This window comes from Exiguobacterium sp. RIT341 (assembly GCF_000632205.1).
Taxonomy (GTDB): Bacteria; Bacillota; Bacilli; order Exiguobacteriales; family Exiguobacteriaceae; genus Exiguobacterium_A.
The window spans coordinates 610,759-623,146 of sequence record NZ_JFYW01000001.1; the positions used below are offsets into that span (position 1 = coordinate 610,759).

Genomic DNA, 12,388 nt, shown 5'->3' on the forward strand with positions numbered 1-12,388 from the left:
AAAGGGGAATTTTACAAAGATAATAAACAGGGGAAACGAGGGATGAGGAGTGATTGAGTTCAAAGATGTCGGCAAAACGTATGCGGATGGAACAAAAGCGGTGCAACACGTTAACTTCACCGTTGATCAGGGTGAGATTTTTTGTTTGATTGGTCCATCGGGTTGCGGAAAAACAACAACGATGAAGATGGTCAATCGATTGATCGATCACACAGAGGGTCAAATTTGGATCGACGGTGAGCCGATCATGTCAATCAACGAACATGAATTGCGGCGGCGAATCGGTTACGTCTTACAACAGATTGCCCTCTTTCCACATATGACGATCGAAGAAAATGTCAGTGTCGTGCCAGAATTATTAAAGTGGGACAAAGAAAAGGTGGCGCGTCGAGTCGATGAATTATTCCGTCTGACAGGTTTAAACACATCGCTTAAGAAGAAATACCCGAGTGAACTTTCGGGGGGGCAACAACAACGTGTCGGTGTCATGCGTGCGCTCGCAGCAGAGCAAGACGTCATCTTGATGGATGAACCTTTCTCCGCCCTTGATCCAATTTCACGTGAACAATTACAAAATGATTTGTTGCATCTAAACGAAGAGCTTGGAAAAACAATTTTATTCGTTACGCACGATATGAACGAGGCATTAAAACTGGGCAGTCGCATTTGTCTGATGAACGCTGGGGAGATTGCTTTCATCGGAACAAAGGAAGAAGTACTAGCGAGTAATGATCCATTTGTTCAAGAGTTCATGCGTCAAGTCAGGGGGAAAGTCGAATGAATGGCTTGATTGAAACGTATCAAGATCGGAAAAGTGAATTGCTTCAAGCGTTAATTGAGCATATTCAACTATCGGTCATTTCGTTACTTATCGCATGTATCATCGCCATTCCGCTTGGGATCTACTTATCACGGAATAAACGTCTGAGTGAGTGGTCGATTGGTGTGACTTCCGTCATTCAAACGATTCCATCATTAGCGCTACTTGGTCTGATGATTCCACTTGTCGGAATTGGTACAGTCCCGTCTATCATTGCACTTGTTCTCTATTCTTTATTACCAATCGTTCGAAACACATATACAGGTCTCGCCGAAGTCGATCCTTCAATCAAAGAGGCGGCACGCGCATGTGGGATGACCCCGATGCAAAGTCTATGGAAAGTCGAACTTCCGTTAGCTTTGCCTGTCATGATGGCCGGAATTCGAACGGCGATGGTATTGATCATTGGTACGGCAACGATTGCTGCTTTGATCGGTGCTGGTGGACTAGGGTCGATCATTCTCCTTGGAATTGACCGTAATGATAACTATCTCCTTTTGCTTGGTGCGATTCCAGCAGCTCTCCTTGCTCTTCTATTTGACGGTTTACTACGCCAAACGGAAGTCGCAACTCGTAAGCGGCAGACGGCACGTCTCGTGACAGCAGTCGTCTTAATGGTCGCAATCGTCATCGCACCTTTCGCATTCGGACGTAGCGAACGACCAGATCTCGTCGTTGCCGGAAAACTGGGCGTGGAACCGGAAATCTTAATGAATATGTATAAAATCGTCATCGAAGATGAAACGGATTTAAAGGTTCAAGTCAAACCAAACTTCGGGAAGACGACATTCGTTTATAAAGCACTCGAGTCAGGAGACATTGATGCTTATCCAGAATTCACAGGAACGGTGCTCGCTAGTTTGACGAATGAAAAACCAAAATCAAACGATGCAAAAGAAGTATACGAACAGGCGAAAACCGGTCTGAAAAAACAAGATTTGACCTTATTGCCACCAATGAACTATAACAACACCTATGCTGTAGCCGTTCCGAAGAAATTAGCGGAACGCTACGATTTAAAGACGATTTCTGATTTAAAACAGGTCGCGAATCAACTGACGGCTGGATTTACATTAGAATTCAAGGATCGCCAAGATGGTTATAAAGGAATCCAAGATAAATATGATGTCAAGTTCAATAAGGTCGTCACGATGGAACCGAAATTGCGTTATAAAGCGATTGAATCTGGTGAAATCGATGTCATTGATGCGTACTCGACCGATCCAGAGATTGCGAAATACGACATGCTTGTTCTAAAAGACGATCAGCAATTATTCCCACCGTACGAAGGAGCACCTTTACTTCGTCAAGAGACAATCGATGAGTATCCAGAGGTAAAACAAGCGCTTGAGCAATTATCGGGTAAGATTTCCGATGAAGAGATGTCGAAAATGAACGAAGCTGTCGCGTATGGTGGAAAAACTGCAAATGCGGTCGCCCGCGATTACTTGAAGAAGGAAGGCATCATCCAATGAAACTATTACTGATCAGTAACCCGACAGCCGGTACGAATGGTACAGGATTACTTGGAGAAGTCATCGAACCGTTAAGTACGTTGTTCGACGAGATCGTCATTCGAAATACAAAACAAGCAGGAGATGCGATGCATTTTGCGGAAGAATCATCCGCGTTTGACGCTGTCGTCGTCATCGGTGGAGATGGGACGGTCTTTGAGACGATCAATGGTGTAGCGAAATTAGAAAATCGCCCGATACTTGGCATTATTCCTGGAGGTACGTGTAATGATTTCGCACGAACACTTGGCTTACCGATGGCGCCACGGCTTGCAGCAGAAGCAATTGCTATGCAGCATGTCGTTCAAGTCGACCTTGGGCAAGTCGGAGATAGCTATTTCTTGAACTTTCTCGGTGTCGGTCTCGTCGCCGAAGCATCGATTGGGATCGATACAGAAGAAAAAGCGCGTCTTGGGAAGATGGGGTATTATTTATCGACGATTCGCTCGAGTTTAGAAGCAAAACCATTCGAATATGAATTAATTTTAGATGAAGGTCGTCATATGACAGGTGAAGCAGTATTGATTCTGGCAGCAAATGGAGAATCACTGGGTGGAATCGAGACGAATTTGTCGGATGGAGCTTATAATGATGGAAAACTAGATTTGGTAATTGTTGATGAGGTAAATCTGACGACAATCCGGGACGTCATTCTTCAAAAAATTGGTCTCGCCAATGATCCATCTTTTACCCATATCTTGACGAGCGGATTTCAATTAAAGACAAAAGAAGCAAAAGTCATTGATACAGATGGTGAAAAAGCCATCCATACGCCAATTACCGTCAAAGTGTTACCGGAATATCTTCGAATGTATGGTGGCACTGATTAATACAAATTGAGTCGAGAGAAGGTCGAGATAATATTCGACCTTCTTTTTTATTTTCATGCAATGCGTATATGCGGTTATGCTTTGACGCTTTAAAGAAAATATTTGATAAAGGATGACTTTCATGATTTCTTTCTGTACAATGAAAAAGTATTTTGAAAAGGAGGTGGAGCACCATGAAAGGAAACGCATGGGCTTCAAAAGTTGGATTTATTTTAGCAGCAGCGGGATCCGCCATTGGTCTGGGGGCCATTTGGAAATTCCCGTATACGACTGGAACAAACGGAGGGGGCGCCTTTTTACTTTTATTCCTCGTGTTTACCTTGCTACTTGGATTGCCTGTCTTGATTGCTGAGTTTTTAATCGGTCGAACGAGTGGGAAAACGGCACTTCAAGCGTTCTCGGCGCTTGGTCATAAGAAGTTCACGTTCATTGGTGTCCTGGGTGTCATCGCCTGTTTCTTGTTGCTCTCTTTCTACAGCGTCATCGGAGGCTGGGTCTTAATTTATACCATTCTTGGTTTTACAGGTCGGTTAACGACAATGGATAGTGGAGCACTCGGTGAATTGTTCGGAACGATTTCAGCCTCACCGCTTTATGTCATCTCGGGGCAATTGATTTTCCTCGCTCTGACATGTTGGATCGTTTTACGTGGTGTTCAATCTGGTATTGAAAAAATGAGTAAGATCATGATGCCATTATTATTCGTGTGTTTCATCATTCTAGTCTTACGATCGTTAACGCTTGATGGTGCGATGGAAGGCGTCAAGTTTTTCGTTCAGCCTGATTTCTCGGTGCTCAACCGAACTTCTGTCCTGAGTGCCCTTGGGCAAGCGTTCTTTTCCTTATCGCTCGGTGTATCAGCGATGCTGACGTATGCATCCTATATGAAGGAACGTGGAGAAATTAACCGTTCGGCAGCATGGATTGTTGCGATGAATGTAGCCGTCTCATTATTAGCAGGATTTGCGATTTTCCCAGCCGTTTTTGCTTCAGGTCTTGACCCGGCAGAAGGTCCAGCGTTACTCTTTATCGTCTTGCCGACCGTCTTCAGCCAAATTCAATTTGGTTCGTTGTTCTTGATACTATTCTTCTTGTTGTTCGCTTTCGCGTCGATCACTTCATCGATTGCGATGCTTGAGGTCGTCGTTGCTTCCTTGACGGATCGAAAAGAAAACGCGACGATGCGCGATAAAAAGCGGACGACTTGGCTTGCGACACTCGCAATCGCCATCGTCGGGATTCCATCTGCACTCTCGTTTGGAATTCTAGGTGATGCACAATTCATGGGGAAAACATTCTTTGACAGTGTTGATTTCCTCGTCTCAAACATTCTAATGCCGATTGGTGCATTATTGATTTCAATTTTTGCCGGTTACAAACTCGACCGAACTCTTATCGAGCAGGAGTTAGTAACAAGTCCATTCATGAAAAAAATCGTTCCTGTGTGGCGGGTAAGCGTATGCTACTTGAGTCCGATTGCGATTTTGATTATTCTCATCTGGCCAATTTTTGGATGATATATAAATAAAACTCTCGGAAGGTAGTCGACAACGTGTGTCGACTACCTTCTTTATCGTAAGAGTTGATATAAAAAAAGGCGAACAGTTCGTTCTTCGGTCTGATGTCATTACTGCAAAAGTATGTTGAAATATAAATATACGAGGCGTAACATTTCGGGAAAACGGGAAACTTTTTGTTAAACGTTACGTAATGTTAAAATAAAGACACGTAGACCTGATAAAAGAATCAGCAAGAAGGAAGAGGGGATGATATGAAGTCTTCATGGTGGATATTTGGCTCCATCGGTATGATGTTCGTATTTTTACAATTGGCTGATACGTTCAACTTTTCGGGAATCTTCATCGCACTTGGGTTATGGTTCATTTGGAGTGGTTACCGGACTAAACCAGGACGACGATATCGGACTGAACGAAAATCGACCGAAATCAAGCGGAAAAATGTCAAAAAGAAACTACTACTCGATGACGAAGATGAGTTTGTGGGCAGTGTCATCTTAAAACCCGAGCGGGCGACACGACGCTTTGAGGAGACGGATGATTTAGAACTTCAAGTCTTGCAACGGACGATTGAGGAAGGATTTGTGAAAATCCAGACGTATGATCAAATCGTTCCCTCCATACGAGATGGTGAAATTAGAAGTGAGATGCGAATGGTTTCACGCGAAGCCCATGTATTGTTCGAAGAGTTATATGAAAGTCCACGAGACGTCAAAAAAGTCCGAGACTTCTTTACATTCTACCTAGATTCCTTATTATCGATTTCAGAAAAATACGCCGATCTGGAACGCCGAGGTGCCCAAGTTCAAGTTGATACGAAAAATCAACTGATTTCGAATTTGAAAATGATTGGTCAAAAATTAAAACAACAACAAACCTTATTGCTCGAAGGGGATACCGTTGATTTAGAACGGGAACTCTTGACGATTGAAAAGGTTCTAGCACAAGAGACCGAACAACAAAAACAGGAGGAGAGTTACCGACATGACCCATTCTGATAAAGAAACGTGGCAACAATGGCCTGATGAGCAAGATCAACCAACGATCTCTGATCCGTCGGTCGATCTAAATATAGCGGAGACACCTCCTAAAATGCCGGCACGCCCTGTCGAAGAGATGATTCCTTCGGATGTTCCAGCAGAACAACGACAAAAGATCGAACGTTTGCTGCAAGTAATCGATCTTCAAAAGACGGATGCCGTCATGCAATTTGGAGCACCCGTCCAGCGTGAACTCTCTCAATTCTCCGATCAAGTCTTAAGTGAAGTAAAAATGAAGGACGGCGGGGAGGCAGGAAAACTGCTGAGTGATTTAATGCAACGTGTACGTCAAATGGATCCAGACACACTTCAAGAAAAAAAGAGTTTCTGGTCGAACGTTCCGGTTATTGGGCGAGCAAAGAAAAAAGCAGAAACGTATTTCTTGCAGTATGAGAAAATGAGTGCTTATCTCGAAGAAGTCGTACACAATCTTGATCGATCGAAATTTGGATTGATGAAAGACATCACTTTACTCGACCAAATGTATCAAAAAAATAAACGTTATTTTGAAGAATTGAACGTCTATATTGCGGCTGGCGAGACGAAAATCGCTCATGTGCGTCAGCATGAAATCGAACCGCTACGGACAGAAGTCGAGATATCTCGGGATCAGACGAAGTTACAGGAATTAAATGACTTGATTCAATTGACGGACCGTTTCGAAAAGAAAATCCATGATTTAAAATTATCACGAACGATCAGTTTGCAAATGGCGCCGCAAATTCGCGTCATTCAACAAAACAACCAAATATTAGCGGAAAAAATCGAATCGGCAGTCGTCAATACGATTCCGCTCTGGAAGAACCAAGTCGTCTTATCCTTAAGTTTATCACGTCAAAAAGCAGCACTCGAAATGCAAAAGGATGTCACCAACACGACGAATCAGCTACTTGAGCAAAATTCGAAGTTACTGAAAGAATCGTCGATTGAAATTGCGGAAGAAAACGAAAAAGGAATTGTTTCTGTCGAATCATTAAAAGTGGCACACCAAAACTTGATTGAGACACTTGATGAGACATTACGCATTCAACAAGAAGGAAAACAAAAACGTCGCGACGCTGAGCATGAATTAGAACGAATGGAAAACGAATTGAAACAAAAAGTCATCGAAGTTGCCTCAAAAAGTAGAGAATTACCGAATCGACCATACTAAGGAACACGAATTTTCGTGTTCCTTTCCTTCATGAAAGGAAGGATTTTAAATGAATATAAAAGAGAAGCAATTGAAGTGGGACACAACATGGTTATTATTTGCGCGGATGATGGCAGATCGTCATTCAAAATGCGCCTCAAAATCCGTTGCTTGTGTCATCGTCAAAGACGAAAAGCCGATTTCGATCGGGATAAACGGAACACCCAGTCAGCATGTGAATTGTAATGAAATTTACTTAAAGCAAGAGGGTATTCTCTATACATCAAGATCCGACCATCCGATTACTGAAGAGTCGATTGAACGAAACGGGATTCTCTTTTATCGTTGTGAAAATCAAGAGGAACATCATGAGTGGTCGAAGCAGCATGAGATTCATGCTGAAATCAATGCACTCGGTAAGCTAGCTGCCGATTCGACGAGTGCGCGTCATGCGACAGCATACGTTACACATAGTCCGTGTCATGCGTGTAGTTTAGCGCTCATTGCCTCTAAAATTGATCGTGTCGTCTATTCGACAGGATATGAATATGGGGACGGATTGAACCTGATGCGACAAAGTGGAATCGAAGTCATCCACTTGCCACTCGCAAACGAATATTTTCTTGAAAAAATTTAACGGAAAAGGGTTGTAAACGCTTCCATGGCATTGTATGATGAAATCAAGCATTGCCATGGTAATTATTCACTCTTCCATTCGGACTGATTTTCAATCGAAAATCGGTCCACTTTTTTTAGAAAAGAATTGACAAGACTTGAATAGTTTGGCATGATGACAATAGAATATGACGAAGCGGAACGCCGCATTTTCATACAAAACCAATCAAGGAGCTGGAATGCCAGGTCGTTGAATGAAAAATCCTGACTCATACGAGTCAGGATTTTTTTGTTATGGATGAACAAGCATGGTTTCCTTGAGACGCTTAGCACGGATTTTACATTTCGTAGCGACTGCACCCGCGAGGATTGTCATAAACCGTTGACAAAGAATGTCTGGTTGCGACTGATGTAAAAACAGTTGATGCAATAGTCGATTGAAAGCGGCATCAAGTGTAGAAAGATGTCGTTTGATAGCGGTCGGTGACATATGTTGAATTTCTTCTGCTAAATAACCTGCATCACATTGGAAAGCAGAGAGGATCAACAATTCCGTCTGCATATCAGCCAAGGATAGTCCTTCTTCTTTAACACAATGACATGCCTGACGTAACTCATGAAGCAACAACTCTTCCAGTGCATGCGACGTATGCGATTGGTACGGATCATACGATTGAACAGCTTGCCGAATCTGGTCGCGTGTCACGATTTTGGATGGATCCAATTGATCGTGTGTGACGACAGCTTCGCTGTATAAATGAGTAAGTGGTCGAATCATCGTTTCTCCTCCTTTAAGCATAAAAATTGACTTCTACGTTCATCATAATTCATTTAGAAAACGCTTACAATATATGTTTGATAGTAGTCGTGATGAAATCGTCTCTGCTATGATATGGATGAAGAAAAAGGAGTGAGATGAAGTGATACAATTATTCAAGGCGCTTCCAGAAGTGACGATGCCTTCTAATGAAAATGACGCTTTTTCTATCAATCAATCAAATCAACCGATTGGACTTTCGCTAGATACACTTGTTCCTGGTGAGCGAATCGAAGAAGTACTACTCGTTGCCTCGGGTGAAATTCGCACAGGTCAAACCGGACGAGAGTGGTTACAGTTTACATTCAACTCGCCTGCTGGATCTTGTAAAGGAAAACAATGGATCAATCAAGGAACAGCAGAAGAAGCACTCCGTCCATATCTCGAGACACGAATTGTTCGAGTCGAAGCAAAAGTAGAAGAGTATCCGCCGCAATCCGGTAATAAATCATTGACGGTTCAACGCGTCACACCGATTTATGATGCTTCACCTACGCAGTTCTTGCCGCAGCTACCGTCAGAGGAGTCGCTTGAAACGTATCGTGATCAGTTACTTGGATTGATCGATCAACTAGATACGCCTTACCGAGAAATCGCGCTATCGATTCTGAGACAGTACTGGGCGGACTTTTCAACGCGACCGGCTGCCTTATTTCATCACCATGCCTATATCGGTGGATTATTAAAACATACTGCCTGTATGATGACGATTGGTCAAGGAATCTGTGATAGTGAACAACCGTATTTGACATTGCTGAAATGTATCCAAGAAGCAGAGGCCGATCACAAAAATGAACTATTCCAAGCATCTGAACGAGAGATGCGTCAATTTTCTTGGGATGACAGCTTTGATGCGCTTTATCAAGCAGCAAAAGGAATTGCTCTGTTAGATCAACGACCGAATCCGAATGAATTGTTGCTCGGTATTTTATTGCACGATATCGGTAAACTATGGGAATATACACATGCAGGTGCATCGACAGATCGTTTTTCGAGACTGTTACACGTAACCGAAGAAGAAGAAGAAGAAGAAGAAGAACTAGCAGGTATTGCGCTTGATCCAGATGGTGTTCTTATAGGACATATGCCATACGGATGCTTCGTGCTCGAACAAACGCTTCGAGAAGAAGATATTCGGTTACCACGAGCGGTCTATCACCGTCTCATGCATATGGTATTATCACACCATGGGAAACGCGAGTGGGGATCAAGTGTTACGCCGCAAACGGCGGATGCCTGGTATCTTCATGCGATTGATCTGCTCGATGCACGAAAAGAAAAATGGCGTCAGCAACAAGGACGCTAAGGAGTGAAATCATGCAAGACAAAATACGTACGACCGTCATTACTGGTTTTTTAGGTGCTGGTAAGACCACGTTACTCAACCATCTTGTTTCTCAACCGACAGAGAAGTTTGCGTTGCTTGTCAATGAAGTAGGTTCTGTTCACATTGATGAAGCATTGATTGAGCGAAGCGATGAAGAGATGATCGAATTGACAAATGGTTGCATCTGTTGTTCTATTCGAGGTGATTTACGGGATGCATTGCTACGGATTGCCAAACGTCGCCGTGATGGGGAACTATCATTCGATCGATTATTGATCGAAACGACTGGTGTCGCTGATCCAGGACCGATTCTTCAGACATTTTATTTTGAACCAGCCGTTGAACAGTCTTATCAGATTTCAAGTGTCGTCACAGTCATCGATGCGTATCACTTAGAACGACAATTGACGTTCCAAGAAAATGTGAAACAAATCGGATTTGCTGATGTACTTGTATTAAATAAGATGGATTTAATTAAAGCATCAGAACGCGAAACGTTGATTGCTTTGCTGCGCGAACGAAATCCATCTGCAGCCATCATTGAAACGGAACAGGGACAACTGGAATCAAATCGACTATTTGAAACATTCCATTTTCCAAAAGAAGAACAAGTGCGACTCAGCCAACAAACAGATCAGATTCATCAATCCGTCGAAGATTTTACGGCACTAACGATCGTTGAGGAACGACCATTGAATCGAAATCGATTCGGTATGGTCCTACGTGAGGTGTTAGAAGCCTACGCGGAAGATCTCTATCGTTATAAGGGGATCATCCATTTTGCAGATACAGAACGAAAAGTAATCTTACAAGGGACAGGGATGATTTACGGAACAGCAATCCGAGAACCATTTAGCGAACAACCAAAGACGACGCTCGTCTTCATTGGAAAAGGGCTAGATGAGCAAGCGATACGAAAAGGAATCGAGGCGGCAATTGAACATGGTTGAACTTTATTTTGACGGAACGGTCCGTCCCTCAAACGACGAAGCAGCGGTTGGACTGTTTAGCAAAAGCTCCGAGGGCGAAGTCACAGAAAAAATGTATCAAATTCAAGCAATTAATAATCATGAGGCAGAATTCATCGCATTTGCAAAAGCCGTCGAGTGGGCGCACGAACTAATTACTCAAGGAGAGAGCGTCATTTCGTTTCGGACGGATTCAGAAGCGGTTGCATTAGCGGTCGAACGTGAATTCGTCAAGAATAAACGAACGCAGACGATCTTTGATCCTGCTTTTGAACGCTATCAACTCTTACCACTCGCCTTCGTGAAGTGGATTCCGCGGTCTGAGAATAAAGCAGATCGCGTCGCACGCGAGGCATTACGATTATACGAAGCATAATTGAAGGCAAACACCCCTATCCTTATGGAAGGGGTGTTTGTTCATGTTCGATGCGCTCAATCAGGATTTGATCGACGCGACGTCCGTCTAAGTCAACGACTTCAAATCGGTATGATCCAATCACGACAGCACTTCCACGCGTTGGTACATCACCTAACATATACAGGATTAAACCGGCAACTGTATGATAGGCGTTTAACTGTTCACCGGGTAAGTCATCTGTATAGCCGAGCGTTCGTTTTAAATCATCGATGTGCAATAATCCGTCCGCTAGGAACGAACCGTCTTTCCGCATGACGAGTTCCGGCTCTTCCTCGACGCTTGAAATCTCGCCGACGAATGCTTCGAGAATATCGAACAAGGTGATCATGCCAAGAAAACCACCGTACTCGTCTAAAACGAATGCAATCGATACAGTTTCCTTCCGCATCCGTTCAAGTAAAACGGTTGCTTTCAGTTGGCGGGGAACAATCAGTGGAGATTGAATTAATCGTTCAAGTTCTTTGACAGGATGTTCCGTTGATAGTATTTCTTTTGCATCGATGAATCCGACAAAATGATCCAAATCCCCGTGACCGACCGGTAAGTTTCGGTGTCGCGCTTGTCGGAGCTCTTGTAGGATCGTGTCGGGTTCATCAGCTAAGTCAATCCACTCCGTAACCGTTCTGGGCTCCATCAGTTCATATGCATATAAATCATGAAAATCAAAGACACGAGAAACTTGCTCAGCTTCTGAACGATTAAATGTTCCCTCTTTCGTGCCACGAATTAGTAATTGCCGGACTTCGTCTTCCGTCTCGTCTTTCGTCTGCAATCGATCGAGGCCAATCAAGCGGAAGATGGAACTCGTCGATTTACTCAAAACCCAGATGAATGGTCGAAGAACGATCGAGAAGAAGCGCATCGGTGGGGCGAGCCACATCGTAACTCGTTCTGGACTGACAAGAGCAACACGTTTAGGAACGAGTTCACCGATGACGAGCGAAATATAGGTGATGATTGTCACGACAAGAATATAACCGATTGTACTGGCATAAGGAGCGATCCATCCGAATTGAGCGAGCCAATTGATGACAGGACCAGAGAGCGCGGCACCACCGAATGCACCATTGACGATTCCAATTAACGTGATGCCGACTTGAACAGTCGATAACAGGTCAGTCGGTCGATCCAGCAACTCTAATGCGACATGGGCTGATTTTTTACCATCATCCATTGCTTTTTCTAATTTCGATCGTTTGGAAGAGAGCAAAGCAAGTTCGGTCATCGCAAATATACCGTTCGCCAGAATCAATAATAAAACAATTATTAAATTTATTAACCACATGAAATCTTCACTCCTTTTCGATAATAAACTATTCCCCAAAACTGTCTCCCTCATTCCCATTCTGCGAGCTTTCCGGTAAACTAGAAGAGAAGTAATCAAAAGGGG

The 12,388-nt window shown here is 43.4% G+C and carries 12 protein-coding genes; 10 read left to right on the top strand and 2 right to left on the bottom strand.

Translation table 11 applies throughout. The features are described 5' to 3' along the window. Window positions 1–49: 49 nt before the first annotated feature. The 7 genes from BW42_RS03055 (at window position 50) to BW42_RS03085 (ending at window position 7,490) form a co-directional block, all read left to right on the top strand. Window positions 50–781 (top strand): ABC transporter ATP-binding protein, encoded by a 732-nt coding sequence (locus BW42_RS03055; protein WP_035407287.1) that lies wholly within the window; start codon window positions 50–52, stop codon window positions 779–781. Next, window positions 778–2,295, top strand: coding sequence for an ABC transporter permease/substrate-binding protein (locus tag BW42_RS03060; protein WP_035407290.1), 1,518 nt, complete (start codon window positions 778–780; stop codon window positions 2,293–2,295). The genes BW42_RS03055 and BW42_RS03060 overlap by 4 nt, the downstream gene beginning before the upstream one ends. Beyond that, entirely contained in the window at window positions 2,292–3,164 is an 873-nt protein-coding gene (locus tag BW42_RS03065; RefSeq protein ID WP_035407293.1) for a diacylglycerol kinase family protein, read from the top strand. Before BW42_RS03060 ends, BW42_RS03065 begins: the two co-directional genes overlap by 4 nt. A gap of 173 nt (window positions 3,165–3,337) precedes the next feature. Continuing rightward, window positions 3,338–4,681, top strand: a complete 1,344-nt coding sequence (locus tag BW42_RS03070) for a sodium-dependent transporter (RefSeq protein ID WP_035407296.1) — start codon at window positions 3,338–3,340, stop codon at window positions 4,679–4,681. Window positions 4,682–4,935: 254 nt separating this feature from the next. Next, entirely contained in the window at window positions 4,936–5,679 is a 744-nt protein-coding gene (locus BW42_RS03075) for a 5-bromo-4-chloroindolyl phosphate hydrolysis family protein (RefSeq protein ID WP_035407298.1), read from the top strand. After that, window positions 5,666–6,874 (top strand): toxic anion resistance protein, encoded by a 1,209-nt coding sequence (locus tag BW42_RS03080; protein WP_035407301.1) that lies wholly within the window; start codon window positions 5,666–5,668, stop codon window positions 6,872–6,874. The genes BW42_RS03075 and BW42_RS03080 overlap by 14 nt, the downstream gene beginning before the upstream one ends. A gap of 49 nt (window positions 6,875–6,923) precedes the next feature. Beyond that, window positions 6,924–7,490, top strand: coding sequence for a deaminase (locus tag BW42_RS03085; protein ID WP_035407304.1), 567 nt, complete (start codon window positions 6,924–6,926; stop codon window positions 7,488–7,490). A 270-nt stretch (window positions 7,491–7,760) separates the two neighbouring features. Here BW42_RS03085 and BW42_RS03090 read toward each other — a convergent pair whose 3' ends face one another. Beyond that, the gene (locus BW42_RS03090; protein WP_035407308.1) at window positions 7,761–8,246 is read right to left on the bottom strand and encodes a hypothetical protein; all 486 of its coding nucleotides are present in this window, start codon (window positions 8,244–8,246) and stop codon (window positions 7,761–7,763) included. A gap of 142 nt (window positions 8,247–8,388) precedes the next feature. On the opposite strand from BW42_RS03090, the gene BW42_RS03095 reads away from it, so the two are divergent. The 3 genes from BW42_RS03095 to BW42_RS03105 are packed head-to-tail and all read left to right on the top strand — an operon-like array spanning window position 8,389 to window position 10,956. After that, window positions 8,389–9,591, top strand: a complete 1,203-nt coding sequence (locus BW42_RS03095; protein WP_052018996.1) for an HD domain-containing protein — start codon at window positions 8,389–8,391, stop codon at window positions 9,589–9,591. 11 nt (window positions 9,592–9,602) lie between these two features. Beyond that, the gene (locus BW42_RS03100; protein WP_035407311.1) at window positions 9,603–10,562 is read left to right on the top strand and encodes a GTP-binding protein; all 960 of its coding nucleotides are present in this window, start codon (window positions 9,603–9,605) and stop codon (window positions 10,560–10,562) included. After that, entirely contained in the window at window positions 10,555–10,956 is a 402-nt protein-coding gene (locus BW42_RS03105) for a reverse transcriptase-like protein (protein WP_035407314.1), read from the top strand. Before BW42_RS03100 ends, BW42_RS03105 begins: the two co-directional genes overlap by 8 nt. Before the next feature lie 22 nt (window positions 10,957–10,978). On the opposite strand, the gene BW42_RS03110 is transcribed toward BW42_RS03105, so the two are convergent. Continuing rightward, on the bottom strand, window positions 10,979–12,283 hold the full coding sequence (locus BW42_RS03110) for a hemolysin family protein (RefSeq protein WP_035407316.1): 1,305 nt from the start codon (window positions 12,281–12,283) through the stop codon (window positions 10,979–10,981). Window positions 12,284–12,388: the final 105 nt, after the last annotated feature.

Bases quoted from the DNA above. Each gene is read 5' to 3' on its own strand.
- BW42_RS03080 (WP_035407301.1), top strand. From the start codon at position 5,666: ATGACCCATTCTGATAAAGAAACGTGGCAACAATGGCCTGATGAGCAA.
- BW42_RS03090 (WP_035407308.1), bottom strand. From the start codon at position 8,246: ATGATTCGACCACTTACTCATTTATACAGCGAAGCTGTCGTCACACAC.
- BW42_RS03075 (WP_035407298.1), top strand. From the start codon at position 4,936: ATGAAGTCTTCATGGTGGATATTTGGCTCCATCGGTATGATGTTCGTA.
- BW42_RS03070 (WP_035407296.1), top strand. From the start codon at position 3,338: ATGAAAGGAAACGCATGGGCTTCAAAAGTTGGATTTATTTTAGCAGCA.
- BW42_RS03085 (WP_035407304.1), top strand. From the start codon at position 6,924: ATGAATATAAAAGAGAAGCAATTGAAGTGGGACACAACATGGTTATTA.
- BW42_RS03110 (WP_035407316.1), bottom strand. From the start codon at position 12,283: ATGTGGTTAATAAATTTAATAATTGTTTTATTATTGATTCTGGCGAAC.
- BW42_RS03060 (WP_035407290.1), top strand. From the start codon at position 778: ATGAATGGCTTGATTGAAACGTATCAAGATCGGAAAAGTGAATTGCTT.
- BW42_RS03100 (WP_035407311.1), top strand. From the start codon at position 9,603: ATGCAAGACAAAATACGTACGACCGTCATTACTGGTTTTTTAGGTGCT.
- BW42_RS03105 (WP_035407314.1), top strand. From the start codon at position 10,555: ATGGTTGAACTTTATTTTGACGGAACGGTCCGTCCCTCAAACGACGAA.
- BW42_RS03065 (WP_035407293.1), top strand. From the start codon at position 2,292: ATGAAACTATTACTGATCAGTAACCCGACAGCCGGTACGAATGGTACA.